The 17,399-nt window shown below is 48.0% G+C and carries 12 protein-coding genes; 5 read left to right on the top strand and 7 right to left on the bottom strand.

Annotation, left to right across the window (positions count from 1 at the left end):
* Positions 1-25 precede the first annotated feature (25 nt).
* The 4 genes from rpsD to H164_RS0101665 all read left to right on the top strand — a co-directional run bounded on the left by rpsD (position 26) and on the right by H164_RS0101665 (position 3,912).
* Positions 26-631 carry a 30S ribosomal protein S4 gene (gene rpsD, locus H164_RS0101680; protein WP_008565576.1) on the top strand — a complete coding sequence of 202 codons (606 nt, stop codon included), beginning with the start codon at positions 26-28 and terminating at the stop codon, positions 629-631.
* Positions 632-643: 12 nt separating this feature from the next.
* Positions 644-1,636, top strand: a complete 993-nt coding sequence (locus H164_RS0101675; RefSeq protein WP_025829756.1) for a DNA-directed RNA polymerase subunit alpha — start codon at positions 644-646, stop codon at positions 1,634-1,636.
* Positions 1,637-1,669: 33 nt separating this feature from the next.
* A complete protein-coding gene (gene rplQ / locus H164_RS0101670; protein WP_019967024.1) occupies positions 1,670-2,203 on the top strand; it encodes a 50S ribosomal protein L17 in 534 nt (177 codons plus the stop codon).
* Between the two features lie 572 nt (positions 2,204-2,775).
* On the top strand, positions 2,776-3,912 hold the full coding sequence (locus H164_RS0101665; RefSeq protein ID WP_019967023.1) for a helix-turn-helix domain-containing protein: 1,137 nt from the start codon (positions 2,776-2,778) through the stop codon (positions 3,910-3,912).
* 221 nt (positions 3,913-4,133) lie between these two features.
* Here H164_RS0101665 and H164_RS0101660 read toward each other — a convergent pair whose 3' ends face one another.
* From H164_RS0101660 to H164_RS0101635, 6 genes are all read right to left on the bottom strand, one after another.
* Entirely contained in the window at positions 4,134-5,873 is a 1,740-nt protein-coding gene (locus H164_RS0101660; protein ID WP_019967022.1) for a GH35 family beta-galactosidase, read from the bottom strand.
* Positions 5,874-5,909: 36 nt separating this feature from the next.
* A complete protein-coding gene (locus H164_RS0101655; RefSeq protein WP_019967021.1) occupies positions 5,910-9,104 on the bottom strand; it encodes a family 78 glycoside hydrolase catalytic domain in 3,195 nt (1,064 codons plus the stop codon).
* Positions 9,092-11,359: a beta-glucosidase BglX gene (gene bglX, locus H164_RS0101650; RefSeq protein ID WP_026356197.1), complete on the bottom strand. Its 2,268-nt coding sequence runs from the start codon at positions 11,357-11,359 to the stop codon at positions 9,092-9,094. Before bglX ends, H164_RS0101655 begins: the two co-directional genes overlap by 13 nt.
* A gap of 93 nt (positions 11,360-11,452) precedes the next feature.
* Positions 11,453-12,361, bottom strand: a complete 909-nt coding sequence (locus H164_RS0101645; RefSeq protein ID WP_019967019.1) for a sugar phosphate isomerase/epimerase family protein — start codon at positions 12,359-12,361, stop codon at positions 11,453-11,455.
* Positions 12,362-12,492: 131 nt separating this feature from the next.
* Entirely contained in the window at positions 12,493-12,876 is a 384-nt protein-coding gene (locus tag H164_RS0101640; RefSeq protein ID WP_019967018.1) for a hypothetical protein, read from the bottom strand.
* A 47-nt stretch (positions 12,877-12,923) separates the two neighbouring features.
* A complete protein-coding gene (locus H164_RS0101635; RefSeq protein WP_019967017.1) occupies positions 12,924-15,269 on the bottom strand; it encodes a TonB-dependent receptor in 2,346 nt (781 codons plus the stop codon).
* Between the two features lie 304 nt (positions 15,270-15,573).
* On the opposite strand from H164_RS0101635, the gene H164_RS0101630 reads away from it, so the two are divergent.
* The gene (locus H164_RS0101630; RefSeq protein ID WP_019967016.1) at positions 15,574-16,401 is read left to right on the top strand and encodes a hypothetical protein; all 828 of its coding nucleotides are present in this window, start codon (positions 15,574-15,576) and stop codon (positions 16,399-16,401) included.
* A 139-nt stretch (positions 16,402-16,540) separates the two neighbouring features.
* Here the strand turns inward: H164_RS0101630 and H164_RS0101625 are convergent, their stop codons facing one another.
* On the bottom strand, positions 16,541-17,188 hold the full coding sequence (locus tag H164_RS0101625; RefSeq protein WP_019967015.1) for a septal ring lytic transglycosylase RlpA family protein: 648 nt from the start codon (positions 17,186-17,188) through the stop codon (positions 16,541-16,543).
* Positions 17,189-17,399: the final 211 nt, after the last annotated feature.

Here is a 17,399-nt window from a genome sequence, read left to right as displayed (position 1 = left end):
ATTTCAATTAGCACATATTTTAATTATGGCAAGATATATAGGTCCGAAATCTAAAATTGCACGTCGATTTGGTGAAGCCATTTTCGGCGCCGACAAAGTTTTGTCCAAGAGAAACTTCCCTCCTGGACAGCATGGCAACAACCGTCGCAGAAAAACGTCTGAATACGGTGTCATGTTGGCAGAGAAGCAAAAAGCCAAGTACACCTACGGCGTACTTGAGCGTCAGTTCCGTAACATGTTTGAGAAGGCTGCAAAGGCAGATGGCATTACCGGTGAGGTACTTCTTCAGAACCTTGAATGTCGTCTTGACAACGTAGTCTTCCGTTTGGGTATTGCTCCTACCCGTGCAGCAGCCCGTCAGCTTGTTGGTCACAAGCATATCACTGTCGACGGAAAGGTTGTAAACATCCCTTCATTTGCCGTTAAGCCGGGCATGATCGTTGCTGTTCGTGAGAAATCCAAGTCTCTCGAGGTTATCGATGCAGCACTTGCAGGCTTCAACCACAGCAAATATCCATGGATTGAATGGGATGATAACAGCAAGAGCGGCAAGTTCTTACACAAGCCCGAGCGTGCTGACATTCCAGAAAACATCAAGGAACAGTTAATCGTTGAGTTGTACTCTAAATAAATCATTGAATTAATGGCGATATTAGCATTTCAAAAACCTGATAAAGTTGTAATGTTGGAGGCCAATGACAAGTTCGGCAAGTTTGAATTTCGTCCGCTTGAGCCTGGCTTTGGGGTTACCATAGGTAACGCATTGCGACGCATTCTTCTTTCCTCGCTGGAAGGTTATGCCATCAACACCATTCGCATTGCGGGTGTTGAGCATGAATTCTCTTCCGTTCCGGGTGTAAAGGAAGATATAACCAACATTATCTTGAATTTGAAACAAGTAAGATTCAAGCAAGTAGTAGAAGAATTCGAGAACGAGAAAGTTAGTATCACCGTAGAGAATTCCACAGAATTCAAAGCTGGTGATATTGGTAAATATCTGACTGGATTTGAAGTGTTAAACCCTGATTTGGTGATTTGTCATTTAGATGCTAAGGCTTCAATGCAAATTGATCTCACAATCAACAAAGGTCGTGGCTATGTTCCGGCTGATGAAAACCGTGAGTTCTGCACTGATGTCGACATCCTTCCGATTGATTCCATCTACACCCCTATCCGAAACGTGAAATATTCAGTCGAGCCATACCGCGTAGAACAAAAGACCGACTATGACAAACTGGTTATTGAAGTTTCAACAGATGGTTCCATTCACCCGAAAGAAGCACTGAAAGAGGCTGCAAAGATCCTTATTTACCACTTCATGCTGTTCTCTGACGAGAAGATTACACTCGAAACTCCCGATCAGGACGGCAATCAAGAGTTTGATGAAGAGGTGTTGCACATGCGTCAGCTGCTCAAGACCAAGTTGGTCGATATGAACCTCAGCGTTCGTGCGCTCAATTGTCTGAAAGCTGCCGACGTAGAGACCCTCGGTGATCTCGTGCAGTACAATAAGACCGACCTCTTGAAGTTCCGCAACTTCGGTAAGAAATCGCTTTCAGAGCTTGATGATTTGCTCGAAAGTCTGAATCTATCGTTTGGAACCGACATTTCAAAGTATAAACTGGACAAGGAGTAACACAAGCCCCTGCCCTCTAAACGCAAAGAACAAATGAGACATAATAAGAAATTCAACCATCTGGGTCGTACTGCATCTCATCGCGATGCCATGCTCGCTAACATGGCCGTGTCGTTGATTATGCACAAAAGAATCACTACGACCCTCGCAAAGGCAAAGGCCTTGAAGAAGTATATAGAACCTTTGATTACCCGTTGCAAAGAAGATACGACCAACTCACGCCGTGTGGTTTTCCGTTATCTTCAGAAGAAAGAGGCTATCAAAGAACTCTTCGGAGAGGTTGCAGCCAAGGTGGCTGACCGTCCGGGCGGCTATACCCGCGTCATCAAGCTGGGTACACGTCAGGGAGACGCCGCAGAGATTGCTTTCATCGAGCTTGTAGACTTCGATGAGAACATGGCTAAGACACCAAAGGCAGCGAAGAAGACCCGTCGTAGCCGCAAGGCTGCTGGCAAGGCAGAAGCGCCTGCCGAGACTCAAGCTACAGAAGCTCCAGAAACGAAAGAAGCTCCCGTGGCAACAGAAGAGGCTCCGGTGGCAACCGAAGAAGCTCCTGCAGCAGAATAAGCTCACGATTAGCATTAAACGCTATAAAGAAAGCGCAGTGATTGATGTCACTGCGCTTTTTTATTTGTGGCAATTGGGGCCGACTCCTTACCAGCTTCTCATTTAAAGAGCCTTGCTTTCCTGTGCGAAATGGGTCGGATAACGACGCAAAATGGGTCATTTAGCGCGGTTAAATGGGCCATATTGCAAGACGAAATGACTGATATTGCACGGTAATATGGCCGATATTGCACGGTAATATGGCTGATATTGAAAAATGTGGAACAGGAAGTGGTCTGTAGGGACGTACGGTTAGTGCATCCGTTAAGGTCAATAGCAAGCAAAAAGCACGGTTATTGGAGCGGACGTACGGGCCGTGCGTCCCTACATGTCGTTCAAACCAGCGAAGGGAAATGGGACAGATGGAGCCTCCATTCACCCGCTTCTTGGCTTTACTGCGCCTTGTCAATCCCCCTCTTCCAGCAGATGAATGTTACAGAGAGATTGAAAATATCGACAACAAATATTAATTATTACAAATAAAATAGTTACATTTGCAAGGGACTACAATTGCTATAAGGTCTGAATAAGTCATGGGAACCGTCATCATCGCCTTCATCAACTGCGCGCAGGCTCTTTTTTCAATCTTCCTTCTGCTGAGAAAGAAGCAGAAAAGAACGGCAGACCGCATTCTTTGCATCTGGCTGTTCGTCCTGCTATTGTCTTTTGCATTGGACATTGTGAAGTACTATTTTCATGTGAAAGGCTTTCTGTGGCCCGTTTCCAACGTGCTGGCACTGGCCATTCCCCCTCTGCTTTATCTCTATTCGAAGTATATCGTGGGGCAGGGGACAGGCTTCCAACGGCGCGACTTCTTTCATTTCGCTCCCTTTCTGTGCGGTTGTCTCCTTATGATTTTCCTCTCGTTCCAAAGGCTCGGGCACAGTTTTACGAGCAATCAAACCTACTTTAACGGCCAAATCATCTTGAAGTCGCTCCTTGGTTATGGCCTGATTCTGTCCATGTGGACCTACTGTGGCATGACGCTCGTCGGCATTCTCGGCTATCAAAAACGCATGAAGAACGCCTATTCTTTTGCGTCTTCCAAGATAAACCTGAACTGGATGCTGTTCTTGGTGGTGTTTTTCCTGCTGTTTTATAACTACACGATCATCGTGGCTGCCTATCAAGTCAAGGGCTATTCCTTGGGCATCATCGGCAAACTGGGCAATCCCGTCTCCCTGCTCATCACTTATGTGTTGAGTTATTTCGGCCTTCGTCAGCATTTGTTGATTACCGAGTATGCCGTTCCGATGCTCAATCAAGACCATGGGCACGTCCCCGACGCCACGCACTACGTGAAGTCGGGACTGAAAGACAGTCAGGCTTCACATTATGCCCGGCTCCTTGTCGATTCGATGGAGCAGCAGAAGGCGTGGAAAGACACCGAGCTTTCCATCGCAGGGCTTTCCTTTTTGACGGGAATCCCCAAGCATCACATCACGCAGACCCTCAATGAATACATGGGAAAGAACTTCTATACCTTCGTCAACGAGTACAGGGCCGAATACGCAAAGCATCTTATTTCGTCGAAGCAACACGCCAATTGGTCGTTCGTGGCCATCGCCTTTGAGAGCGGTTTCAACTCAAAGACGGCTTTCAACGTGTTCTTCAAGAAATATACGGGGCAGACGCCGTCGGAGTATCGCAGGTCTCATCTGCCTAAATGAGCCGCCCCGGTACACTTTCTCAACAACATGTCCAACCCCTTCGGCCAAGAGTGTTCCGTACCCACTGTAGCGAGTGTTCCGTACTCGTTGTGACGAGTATTCCGTACTCGTAGTTGCGAGTGTTCCGCACGCGTTCAGGCATAAAGAAAAGGGGCCTCTGCGTCATCATGCAGAGACCACCGATGTGATAAGTCATTATTGCGTCCGCCTCTTGCGTCTTTTCAAGGCTGTGCCACGCGCTTATAGCTGTAGAGTTTCAGCTTCACGATGTCTTGTTGAGTCTCTGGGCGGAACACATCGATAGACGTTGGGAACGAAACCGCCACGCCATGGGCCGTCTCGTCGCCGTTCAGCCTGCGCCTCACGGTCCATTTTCCACCCTCGAACTCGCCTTGCTCCGCATCGATGAGCTCGGCAGTCTTGGCATTGTCCTTGCATTCGAAGTTCATTCTCACGTTCCGGCCGGTGACGATGAACTCGTCGTCGCTCAATTGAATGAACATCGCAAAGGCAGCCTCGCCCTTTAGCTGATTGGTGTAGGACACATCGAACACCCAGTTGCCCATGGACACCTTGATGGAGCCGGCATCTTCTTTCTCCAATTCGCCAGCATCGAAGTCCCATTCGCCCACGTTCACGCCTTTGATCTTGGGAATCACCTGCTTGAACACGGTCCGTATCTTCTTCGTACCTTGGGCGGCCGTGACATAAGGCATCAGCTGCGACAGCACTCTGTAGCATTCGGTCAGCGAAGTACCTTCCTGTATCCGTTCAACGCCGAAAGGTGCGAAGCCGATGCCAGCTCTTTCGCCCATGACCCACGTTGCCTTGGCTGCCATGTCCTCGCCCGGGCGGCATTCAGGAATGAAGAGCGTGTTTCCTTTGTGGGCGTATGCAAGACAATAGCGTTTGAATTCGGGGTGATAGATGTCGGGGCAGAGCAGGTCGATGCTCGGCGATGCGGCGCGATAGATGTCGAGCATGCTGTGTATCGGACCTCCCGAGGGATAGCGCCCGGGCATGCCTTCGTGCTTGGGTTGCTTGAGCCACGCGTTGTAGTACATGGGAATGTCGTATGCTTTCTTGCCCGCTGCGGTCACTTGCTCCAGATATCGGGCGAAATGCCAAGCCATGAAAGCGTCTATGGCCACGGTACCAAAGGTCTCTTTCCAGTTTGCCCCGGCCTTTGTCTGCCTTGCCTTCCATGCCTTGGCCATGGCCGGTGTGAGGTCGGCCTCATGGGTATGGAGATATTTCAGCAGCTCCTGCGGCACGGCACTGTTGAAGAGCTTGCGGGCTATGGGCTGGCGGTCGATGTCAACACCATATGCTCCGGCTTCGTTTTCCACCTGCATCATCACCACGGTATGGTGCGTGTCGGTCTCCTTGATGTGTTTCATCAGCTGGGCAAACGCTTTGGCATCGGCTTTCCATGAAGCCTCGAAGAAAGGCGAAAGGATATTCTTGTAATAGCTTGCTTGGTCGGCGCCACCGGTCAGGCCTTCTATGCTCGGTCCTATCATTCTTGGAAAGCGCTGTTGGTCGCGTCGCACCCAAGCGGGGGCAAAAGAGGAGAGCCCGTTCTTGTAAGAAGCAAACCAAATGACGACAAGTTTCAGGTTGTTCTTCTCGGCTTCTTTAATCAGTCCGTCAATAAGCGAGTAGTCGTATTTCCCTTCTTGCGGTTCGAATTGCTCCCACGATATGCTTGCGATGGCACTGTTGAGCCCCAGCTGTTTGCATTTGGCAAGGCTTTCTGCGGCATAAGAGATGGAAGAAGACGAACTGTTGCCCAGCTCACCGCACAAAAGCAGCATGGGTTTGCCGTCAACCACCAGTTGCGTGGCATTGCCGTTGTTTTTCAGATGCGGTTTGTTCGATGGTTGTGCACTTGCTTGGGCGCAGCATAAGGCGCAGACAGCGACGAGCACTGCGGTTTTTAAGTTATTGATGATATTCATAAGTTATGGGTTATTGATGAATATGATGGACTTGTGTCATTGGAGTCTTACTTCGAACCGATAAGTTCCGGCTTTCAGTTTCCCGGCCCTTACCTTGTCATTCTTGTTGGAGAACGATGCACCGGCGGGCAGTTTCACTTTTGCCGTCGTGTTGGCGGGAATGGTCACGCGCAAGGTTACGTTCTTGTTGTCCCGCATTTTCCATTCCGACACAATCTTTCCATAGACTGACTCGTATTCTCCTTTAGCCGAGGTGAGCCTACCGGTGGTATCGAACACGGGACTGATGATGATTTCCCTGTATCCCGGTGCTTCCGGTGTGGTGTTGATGCCGGCCATGGCCCTGTACATCCATTCGGCAACGGCGCCGAAGGAGTAGTGATTAAATGAGTTCATCTTCGGGTCGCTCTTGTCGCTGTCCCAATGTTCCCACCATGTCGTTGCTCCCTGCCTGACCATGTAGCCCCATGAGGGAAAGGTTTCGTTGGTCAACAGGCGATAGGCAACGTCGGTCCGCCCGTTTTGGGAGAGGGCAAACAGCAGTCGAGGTGTACCCAAGAAGCCGGTTGTCAGGTGCCATTGGTTGGCTTCGATGGCTTTCACCAATTTATCGGTGACAGCTTTCTTCAAGTTGTCGGGTATCAGCCCTGCATATAGCGCGAGAGCATAGCAGGTTTGGCTTCCGGAGCCAACGGTTCCGTCGGCCTTTACGAAGGTTCTTTGGAAAGTCTTTGCGATGCTGTCGTGCAAGGCCTCGTATGCTGTTGCTTCGGTGGTGTGTCCTGTGGCTTGGGCCATCTGTTTCATCATCTCGGCCATCATGGCCCATAGGGAATTACTGATGATGCCGTTTGGCGTGGTCTTGTCGATACACAGCCAATCGCCCAGATATCCGCCATCACGATTGTAGCCCTTGCTGTTGCGAATCACGTAGTTCATGAAGCGGGTCATGGCCTGCCAGTTCTCGGTGATGATGCTTTTGTCTCCAAACTGCATCCATGAGCTCCATGGAACAATGACGGCAGCGTCTTCCCAGCCCGGCGAACCGTTCTTGCGGTTGTTCATTGGCACGGCAGGCGCCGTGTTGGTAACGCCTCCCTCGGCAGTCTGTTCATCTTTGATATCGTTCATCCATTTATGGGTGAATGATGCAATGTCGAAGTTGTAGCTGCCCGTTCGCCAGAACACTTGTCCGTCGCCGGTGTACCCCAGTCTTTCGTCGCGTTGTGGACAGTCGGTAGGAACACTGATGAAGTTGCCGAGCTGCCCCCAGATGCCCAATGAATACATGCGGTTCACAATATCGCTCGAGGTTTCAAGGCGTCCGGTCTTGTTGCCTACCGAACTCAATACGAGTGCGGAGACATCATTGTCCGAGAGAACGCCGGGATAGCCAGAGACTTCGATGTATCTGAAACCGTGGAAAGTGAAATGCTGTCTGTAGGTCGCTTCTCCACCTTTGAGCACATAGCAGTCTTTCGCAGTTGCATTGCGCAGATTGTCGGTGTAGATGCTGTCAGGGGTTGCAAGTCTTTCTGCAAATCTCATGACAACGGCAGTCCCGGCTTCTCCTTTCAATCTCAGTTCGGTTATTCCGGCAAGGTTCTGTCCCATATCTATGATCCAACGGTTGTCGGGAGTCTTGTGTATATGCTTAGGACTTAGCCGTGTGAACGCTCTGACGGGTGCAGTGTTCTGCGGAGAAAGTTTTGTGTAATCGTTGCCCATAGGCTCGGCGTAGCGCCAGTGAACGTCGTTAAAAGAAGGTTCGTTCCATTTCTCTTGCTCAAGACGGGCGTCATAATATTCACCCGAATAGATTTCCGACTTCAATATTGGCGATACAGCAGTTTTCCAAGAGCCGTCGGTTGGAATCGTAACCGTTGTCCCATCGGTGAAAGTCACGTGAAGTTCTGCGATGAGCTTGTTGGATTGCCCTTCAAACAAGTCGTTCTCGCCGTTCCATCCCAGTGGACTTCCATACCACCCGTCGCCAAGTAGAGAACCGATTGCGTTTTCTCCTTCGTGCAGCATTCTTGTGACATCATATGTCTGGTAGATGATGCGTTTGTTATAGTTGGTAAACTCCGGCGTGAAATAGTCTCCTCCGGTTCGTTGTCCGTTGACGAACATCTCGTAGCTTCCAAGTGCAGTTGCATAGAGGCGGGCTGCCTTGATAGGTTTGTTCAAAACGAAGTTCTTTCGGAGCAAGATGGCCGGGGCCACCAGCGGCCCGGGGTTGAGTCCCATTCTTGGGTCGTCGAGTGTGCAGGACACGGTTGCCGTTTCCCAGTTGGACGCATTGTCGGGCCGGCACGCCCATTGTCCTTCCGATGTGGGATAAGTTCGGCGTTCTTGATGGTCTTCTACGACCAAGATTCCTGCGAAACCTGAATAACTTCCCGACAAGGTTTTTCGCGTGTCGCGGGTGAACGATGCCGTGCGGGCAGCATTCACTTTCACCTCGATGTTGTTCTCTCCTTTATGAAGATAAGGAAGGAGGTCTTGGCGTTCGAAAGATTGCCAACCTTTATCTTTCTTATCGATGACGGCACCATTGACGTAGAGCTCATAATCCCCGCGTACGGTCGTCTGTATGTATGCAGTCTGTGGAAGATGTTCGATGTTCAATGTCTTTCTGAACCATGCAATCGTCTTTCTTGGCACATCAAAAGCATTCTGAGCGGGCAGCCATATCCACTTTATCTGTTGCAAATCAGCACTCCCTATAGCATCGGTATGCCCGATCCATGTTGCGCTCCAGTCAGTTGGAGTGAGCATAGATGTTTCAAAGAACGTTGGTTTTGACCATTTAGAAAGGCGTCCTTTGTTGTCCCATACGCACACTTTCCACCAATAGGACCGGCGGGGTTGTAGTTTCTGTCCTTGATAGAGAATGGAAACTGATGTTCCACCTTTCGTCTTTCCACTGTCCCAAACATCGGCCCGACCTTTATTCAACTTCTCTTGCGACGTAGCCACGAGTATCCGGTAGGCTGATTGGAGCCAACCTTTCTCTTTTGTCTGTGTTTTCCATGATAGATTTGGAGCCGATGCAATGCATAATGGCGTCGTCTGATAGTTGCAACGCAGGTCTACAGGTATAGCATTTGCAGGTTGTGAAGCTGCCTGCTGTGTTCCAAAGAACATGCCTGCGGCTATCATGGCAAGACAAGTGCGTAACTTGGCACATGCCTTGTATAAAGGTTTCGTTGTCTTTATTTGTTCCATACGAAATGTGCCTCTTTAACGTCATCAGAATTGGTGCCGATATAGAGATTGAACAATCCGGGTTCCCAGTCGTAGACGAGATGATGGTTGTAGAACTTCAACGCTTCGGGGGTAATATTGAAGGTAATCTTCTTGGTTTCACCCGGGGCGAGCATGACCTTTTGGTAGTCCTTCAGCTCCTTCACGGGGCGCGTTATGGAAGCCACAGGGTCGTTGATATAGAGTTGGACGGTCTCTTCTCCACTATATTTCCCGGTATTGGTAACGGATATGCTGGCCGTGATATGTTTCTTTGCACCGTTGACAATCGTGTCTGACAATACGATATCCCCATAGCGGAACGTAGTGTAGCTGAGTCCGTAGCCAAAGGGGAATAGCGGACTGTTCATTTCATCAAGATATTTGGATTTGAATTGCCCGCGGTCTCCGTCTTTAAAAGGTCTTCCTGTGTTCTTGTGATTGTAGTAAATAGGTATCTGTCCTACGGAACGCGGGAAGGTCATCGTTAATTTCCCTGATGGATTGTATTTCCCCGAGAGAACATCGGCTATGGCATCGCCAGCCATCGTGCCCGGTCGCCATGCCGCGATGATGGCATCGGCATGAGGAATGATGTCGGTCAGTACCATGGGACGGCCACTTAATAATACCAAGATAACAGGCTTCCCCGTCTTTTTCAGTGCCTTTAGCAGTTCTTTCTGGCAGGCCGGCATGGAAATCTTTGTCATGGACCTTGCTTCTCCTGACAGCCATCTTGATTCTCCAAGGACGACAACGACCACATCAGACAGATGAGCGAGTTCTACGGCCTCGGTTATCATCTTTGCTTGTTGTGCACTGTCGAAAGGTTCAAAGCTTTTTAGTGCAGGATCATCATTCATGTAAGTTCCGACAGCGGTCTTTACCTCGCGGAATTGCTTCTTCATGCCAGTCACGATGGAGACAACGCTGTCAATAACACCATCGGGCGACCACATGCTGAGCATTTCTGCCTTGTTGTCAAGGAACGGACCAATCAGTGCTACGCGGCTATCGGGCCGCAAGGGTAGTGCCTGTCTCTCGTTCTTCAAAAGAACCATGGCCCGTTGTATTGCTTCCCGGGCAACGGCTTTATGCTCTTTGCTCAGAATGACCCGTTCGGCAAGTCCTTTCTGATAGCCTTTATAGGGGTCGTTGAAGAGGCCTAAGTCGTATTTCACTTCCAAAACTCTACGACAAGCCCGGTTGATGTAGCTTATATCAATGCGACCTTCAGCAACGAGTTTTTCCATAAACATGCTATAGCATTCGCTTGCCATGTCCATGTCGGTCCCTGCCTTGATTGCTTTTTCGGCAGCTTCTTCATAGTCGGCAGCCACACCATGGGGGATGAGTTCCTGAACGGCATTATAGTCTGTCACCACAAAGCCTTTGAACCCCCATTGATTACGCAGCAAATCCGTGAGCAACCATTTGTTAGCCGTGGAGGGTATGCCCTCAACATCGTTGAATGAAGTCATGACACTTCCTGCCCCAGCTTCCACAGCTGCTTTATAAGGTGGCAGATAAACGTTGTACATGGTAACTCTGCTCATGTCGGTTGTGTTGTAATCGCGCCCGGCTTCTACTGCTCCATACATTCCGAAGTGTTTCACACAAGCTAAAAGAGAAGTAGAGGCATCGAGATTCTCCCCTTGATAGCCTTTTACCATGGCGCGTGCAATGACACTTCCTAAGTATGGATCTTCGCCGGATCCTTCCATAACTCGGCCCCAACGAGGGTCACGGGTAATGTCGACCATGGGCGAATAGGTGTTGTTATAGCCCATGGCCGTGGCCTCTATGGCAGCTATTCGCGCTGTCTTTTTGATGAGTACGCTGTCCCATGTGCACGAAAGTCCAAGGGGAATGGGGAATACGGTCTTGTAACCATGTATGATATCAAGGGCAGAAAGCATGGGTATTTTCAATCTCGTCTGCTCTGCAAATGCCTCTTTTTCTCGGATACTTTCTGCGGTTCCTCTTAGCGAAAGAACGTTTCCGGCAGTTCCATCCTTTAGTTTTTCCAAGGCTCTTTTTGTTTTGAAGGGTCCGGTTCCGGCAGTGGGTGTGACGAGATTGAGCTGTGCGATTTTCTCTTTCAGGGTCATGCGGGCCATGAGAGAGGAGATGAAGTGTTCTTTTTCTTTGTGTTTTTTCTTATTCAATGAAGATATTGAAGCAGTCATTGACAGGCAAAGGCAAAGGACTGAAGATAAGGATATAATACGTTTCATGATGATACAATATTATGTAATGGATATTGATATTTCACTTTTAGAGAAATACTGTCCGAAGTTATTAGGTTTCTACACTGGTACAATGAAATTTTATTTTCGTTGATATGTTGCTTTTACAAATGGCGCATGGATAAGGTAGTCAATACTGATCTTCAAGCCTTCTTCCATACTCTTGCTTGCTTGTTCCAACTCCACAATCGGATATTCAAGACCTGCTGTCTGGGCATTACGGAAGATAGCATCAAACCCTACCATGCCGCTTTGTCCAATCTCTCTGTAGTCTTTAATGTGAAGAAGCTTGAAACGTCCTGGATATTTTTTGAAATAGGCTACAGGGCTTTCTTTAGCTAATACAACCCAATAGACATCCATTTCAAAGAAAACATAGTTGGGGTTAGTGTGCTGTAGCAGATAATCCATCATTTTTTCTTTACCTTCTACGAGTTGGAATTCGTGGGAATGATTGTGATAACCATATTTAATACCATTTTCTCTGCATAATTCTCCAATCGCATTAAGATAGTTACAGTATGTTTGGAGTTCTTTTATGGTTGCTGGTTTTCCTATAGTTGGAGTTACAATATACGACACTCCTACTGCCTTGTAGGCTTTGATACAATCTTTCCACCACATCATGGATTCACTGAAGTCTCCACTTTCCAATTCATTTTTCTTTAATGGTTTGGCACAATGAGATGATAACACCTGTAATCCGGCATGCTTAACGTCGAGCCTGAAGGTCTCCGGACTGCGACCATAGAATTTCCCATCCCCGACGTAGCAGGCAGCTTCAATACCTGTATATCCCATTTTGGCCAACTTCCTGAAAACCGGTATATAGTCATGGTTATAATTTCTGGTGACAAAACTGCCAATCTCATCTCGAAGAGAATATAGCTGCACGGCTATTTTCTTCTTTTTTGCTTTCTGGGCATGTACTATGGTTGGCACTATCAGTCCCATCGCCAATATCATCAGTAGAATTATTCTCTTTGTCATCTTCTTGATAAAAACAGGTATATGAGTTTATTGAAAAATTGTCGTGTTGATAGAGTTTCGCATTCGTAAGTTATGATGCGTTTATCATTCTCTGTTCAACCACGACAATTTTTCTATTAAGACAAAAAAGTTTATTTGTCTTCTTTCACTTTGGTTCCGACAGCATCGAACATGTCCATCATAGAACCTTCAACTTTGTTGTCAGCTACTTTCTCGAGATAGAGGTATACATCGTAACCTTGTGCAACCCAATAGGCTGTGATTTTGTCATTTTTTACTTCTAAACGAGTAAATGGAGTTTCTTTTCCTTGGTCATCACAGGTAGCGCCGGTGATCTTACCTTCGGCATTCCGCTTGAACACGACTTTCATGTTAGAATCGCCATTGGGGGTTCCTTTAACGGTGATGTTCCATGTCCCGACGAAGAAACTGCCTACTTCTTTGTTCTCTTGAGCATTTGCAGCAAAGGCTACGAAAAGTAACATGGCTGCGAGGATAAAACGAATCTGTTTCATAATTTTGTTGAATTAAAAGTTTGAATATTTGGTTTGTCAATGATTTTTTAGAACTTTATGTCTACTGTGAACTCAAATGTACGTGGGCGGATTGCGCTTGCGATGACAGTACGATTGATATAAGCTTCGTCCGTCTTTAGCTGGCTAGCTCCCTGCACGGTTCCTTTGGCTCCTCTTTGATTGAGGAAGTTGACAATTTGGAGCTTCAGATTCACGTTGCGGTTCACGCGATAGTCCAAACCGCCGAAGGTCTCCCACCATGCATTGTAGCTGAAGGCATTGGTGGGATTGCCATACTGCTTGCCGAAGTAACGGAGGCTTACCCATGCACGCATCTTTCGGTTCATGAATGAGTAGCTGGGGTCGATTTCCATCAGCACTTTTGACAGTTCCGGTATGACTTTATTGTTGTAAGAATACTCCTCGTTGAACGCAGAATATGCGAAATGCTTGTATTGCGGATTTTGCAACGTGAGTAGGAAGTGGATATTGAAATTCTTGAACGGGGTCGCAACAATGTCGGTAGACCAGCCGAAGGTCCGGATATTGTAGAATATAGGACTGAAATCAGCCTTCTCCGTCGGGTTCTTCGGGTTCTGAATGGTAGCTGCGGTGTAGCGGATGTTACGTTTCTCAATGCCAGTGATCTTGGAGACGATGCTCAGGTTCTTCAGGTTCCAGAAGATACCGGCGCCATAATTGATCACCTTTTGTTCGTAATTCATGGGCACCGTCGTGCGTGGGGCCGGGTCGCCGGCGGCGGCAATGGGGTTGCCGAGCGCATCTCGGTTGCTGTAGTCCCAATAGTAGTCCCACCAAGAATTGTAGGTGAGGTCGGCCAGCATACCGAATGTGCGGGTCAGCTTGACAACGGTGTTTGCTATGCCCACCTTGTTCCATTTGTTATTGAAGTTATGCTGGATATATGGAATGTTGCCGATGAATTCTTTCGATGAATAATAAGGAGAGTGGGTATCCTTGATGTTCTGATGTTCGATGCGGAGCCCAAAGCCCAAGTCGATCCATTTGGCTGGACTGAAGTCGTCTGAAGCATAAAGTGCTATCTTCGAGAAGCGGTCGTTCGTGTAGCTTCCATAACTCTTGGCGGCCGACATCAGGCCGTGGTCGTCGGTGAGCTTCATTGGACCCACACTCCAGTCGAGTAGCATTGGATTGGGCTGAACGGTTTGGAAGAACATACCACCGTAGGAAACATATTTACGAGCGTTCTGTTGGAAGGTAAGGCCCAGTCGGGTGCTGTGTATGCCGAACTTCTTTGTCAACTCGGAGCGCAGAACCCAATAATGAATCTTTGATTGCGGGATAATTTGGTTGTTCACCATCTGTACAGCACCCGTGTAAGGAGTGTTCGTTCCGAATTGGTTAAAACTCCAATGCTTGGCATCATATTGGTCTTTATCGTAGACACCGATACTGATAGGGAAGGTGATGGCCACGGGCGTGTTCATGTATTGCCACATGCCCGTATAGGTGAGTTTATAACCTTTGTTGAATTTGTGCTCACCCGTGATATACAAGTTATGAGATGTTGAGCGTCTGTAGGTGTCATCATTCAAATCTGCCCACTTGCTTTCCCCGTTGAACGGCTCGATATAGGGGATTAAACCCGTGCGAAGCGAGTAAGAATCCTTGCCAATCTTAAAGTTCGGAAGTTCTTCCGTCTCCCCGTTTCCTTTATACAACACCGGGAAATAGTTGGAGATGGCAACACTTTTGGAATCAACCAATTTGTACAATACACGCACATATCCATTCTTGTAGGTCTTTTGTAATGCCGCTTTGATCATTGATGTGCGCGACTGCCATGGCGTGTACATGTAATTGGTACCGTTGCCGCGTTCGAAGTCTTGATAAAGATTGAGCATATAGCCCCAGCCCCCCTTTGCCAAAGGACCCGTCAAGGTGACATCATAGCGTGAAGAACCGAAGCTGTTGGCATTCAATTGTGCGTAACCTTTGAATCTGGAAGAGGCTTCACGGTCGGAAGATTGTACGGCATAGCCTACTTTACCATAGGTGAGGGCTCCTTCAGCAAATGACAATAGTCCCATTTTCGACAAACTTGTTCCATTTCGCCATGCATAAGTGGGAATGGTTGGCCAGAAGTAATACACAACAGGAACATCGTTCTCCAAGATAATGATGTCTCCAGAGAAGGGCAAACCTATGTTGACGTTTCGAGGTCCTTGGTTTCCCTCTGCATTCAGCATCACATTGCGGTTCTTTTCCTCTTTGTTGTTAAAATGGGTGGTACTGGTTTGCACTTTCGTTGTGTCGCTTGTCGTCACTTGGGCATAAGCCTTACCGGTCGAGCCTGCCAAAATGCAGCAGAGACCACAGGCGAAAAGCATTCTCTTTTCTTTGTGCTTCATAATTTTGGTTGTTGTTTAAGTTATTTGAAATTTAGATTTCTGGCCCAAAGGTATGTTGTTTTCCGTTACGAAATGTTCGTATTCCTTCCCCGGAGCAAAAGCACGTTCGGAATTACTGATGAATTGGCGTTCGTATGATGTAGGAATTTGCAAGTCAACCTTTTATGTTGAATATCTGTTGAAATGATTTTTTTTGGCTAAAAAACGTTCTTTAGGGATTTCCCCCGTTTCTTATAGGGAAAATATTCATGCAAGTTGCGTTTTAATGTTTATCTTTGCATCAAGATCAATAATCGGTTTGAAGATGAAGAAGTTGGCGGTTTATGCAGTCTGTGCGACTTTATTGCTCGGCAGTTGCGACAGTTACACGGGGACAGGTGCCTATGCGGGTGCTAATTTAGGGTCGATCTTGGGCAGTGCCATTGGCGGTATTGCGGGCGGGCCGCGTGGTTCCGACCTCGGAACGATTGTGGGAATGGCCGGCGGTGCGGTGGTCGGAGCTGCGATTGGGCAGGCGACCGAGGAGCGAAAGGCGGCCGAAGCGGGAGCGTATCAACAGGAACGGGCGAGGCAAAATTACGAGCGTAAGATGTCGGAACGACAACAAGACGATGCAAACGGCAGCTATCGGGAGTTGCCGTCTACCGACAGTGGCTTTGACGAATCCAATTCCGGCGATGACCGCATTGATGATTTTACCGGTAAAAACGGGCGTTCCAGTGTCGCAACCGAGACCGTTAACCCCACCAATCCGACTGAGAAAACGACCTACACGCCCATTGTCGATATATGCAATGCACGCTTCTTGGACGGCAATGAAGATGGAATAATCGAGCGAGGTGAGCTTTGCACGGTAGTTTTCGAGGTAATGAATCGCAGCCAGCAGACCCTTTATGACGTCCAACCTGCTGTTATCGAGGCTACAGACAATCGGCATCTGACGGTTTCTCCGGGTGTTCTTGTCGAGCAGATTGAGCCGGGCAAGGGCATTCGCTACACGGCAGTGGTAAAAGCAGACAATCGGTTGAAAGCCGGTAGCGCGAAGATTTGCGTATCGGTGCTGCAAGGTAGTCGGGTGATATCCAAGGTTTCAGAGTTCAATATACCGACAACATCCACCTCTGCCCACTAACACTCACCCCGACCCTCCAAAAGGGAGGAAGTCAGAACTTGTGAACTATCATATATAAATAGCTTAGAAACGTCTTCATTAAGTCCACCGTAGGCCAAAACTCCCTCCCTTTGGGAGGGTAGGAGGTGGGTTTTAGGCTTCAAAACATACCTTTCAACCTTTCAAAAACGCTGTTCCAGCGGTTTTCTTTCTCTTTTTTTGTGGGTACAGGCTTGTTTCCTTTGTCGGCTTCTTCAGGTTGTTTTGCCGGTTTTTTGGCTTGTTCTTGCTTCCTTTCGCTTGCTATTTCCTTCGCATTGCGGTCCATTTTTTTCTTTACAACGCTCTCCTTGTTCTTCCAATCCTCAACGATACTGTGGCCAGCTGTCGCCACTTCAAAGTCGATTTGGGGCAGGTTGACGCTGTCTTCGTCGAGATAAGGAACGCCTTTGTTGTATTTTTCAACTATAACCGTAGCCACACCGTTGGCCAATATGCCGAGTTCTTTGGCGGCAGCATACGAAAGGTCGATGATACGTCCACGTTTGAAAGGTCCGCGATCGGTCACTCTTACGACCACACTTCGGCCGTTTCCGGGGTTCTTCACTTTTAATAAGGTACCGAAAGGATAAGTGCGATGCGCACAAGTAAGGCTGTCATGATGCAGTCGTTCGCCGCTGGCAGTCCTCGCTCCCGTGGCCCTTTTCGAATAATATGAGGCTTTTCCTTGTTGCTGTTGTGCCAACAAGGGCAGTGCAATCAGTAGAAACGTGATGAATAATAAAGTTTTTTTGCAGTCCACAAGCATTCGGTTGGTTCGTAATCTGTTTTCAACTCCCGGCAAATCAAATTGACTTGCAAAGCCAACTTCCACATAATCAAACGATTGTGATGGAAGGCTGATGCTGCAAATATACGAAAAAAACTAAAAGGTAAGCTTGTAAAAAAGTGAAAAAATAAAAAAATGGCTTCCACTATACCCTTCTTAGTAGCTCCAACCATGATAAAAAAGGCCGGTT

The sequence above is a fragment of the Segatella maculosa DSM 19339 = JCM 15638 genome (genome assembly GCF_000382385.1).
Taxonomy (GTDB): Bacteria; Bacteroidota; Bacteroidia; order Bacteroidales; family Bacteroidaceae; genus Prevotella; species Prevotella maculosa.
This window is presented reverse-complemented; position numbering and strand designations above follow the sequence as displayed.

Coding starts and splice junctions, on each gene's coding strand:
- H164_RS0101665 (WP_019967023.1), top strand. CDS start 2,776: ATGGGAACCGTCATCATCGCCTTCATCAACTGCGCGCAGGCTCTTTTT.
- H164_RS0101675 (WP_025829756.1), top strand. CDS start 644: ATGGCGATATTAGCATTTCAAAAACCTGATAAAGTTGTAATGTTGGAG.
- H164_RS0101645 (WP_019967019.1), bottom strand. CDS start 12,361: ATGACAAAGAGAATAATTCTACTGATGATATTGGCGATGGGACTGATA.
- H164_RS0101630 (WP_019967016.1), top strand. CDS start 15,574: ATGAAGAAGTTGGCGGTTTATGCAGTCTGTGCGACTTTATTGCTCGGC.
- H164_RS0101660 (WP_019967022.1), bottom strand. CDS start 5,873: ATGAATATCATCAATAACTTAAAAACCGCAGTGCTCGTCGCTGTCTGC.
- rpsD (WP_008565576.1), top strand. CDS start 26: ATGGCAAGATATATAGGTCCGAAATCTAAAATTGCACGTCGATTTGGT.
- H164_RS0101655 (WP_019967021.1), bottom strand. CDS start 9,104: ATGGAACAAATAAAGACAACGAAACCTTTATACAAGGCATGTGCCAAG.
- bglX (WP_026356197.1), bottom strand. CDS start 11,359: ATGAAACGTATTATATCCTTATCTTCAGTCCTTTGCCTTTGCCTGTCA.
- H164_RS0101635 (WP_019967017.1), bottom strand. CDS start 15,269: ATGAAGCACAAAGAAAAGAGAATGCTTTTCGCCTGTGGTCTCTGCTGC.
- H164_RS0101640 (WP_019967018.1), bottom strand. CDS start 12,876: ATGAAACAGATTCGTTTTATCCTCGCAGCCATGTTACTTTTCGTAGCC.
- rplQ (WP_019967024.1), top strand. CDS start 1,670: ATGAGACATAATAAGAAATTCAACCATCTGGGTCGTACTGCATCTCAT.
- H164_RS0101625 (WP_019967015.1), bottom strand. CDS start 17,188: ATGCTTGTGGACTGCAAAAAAACTTTATTATTCATCACGTTTCTACTG.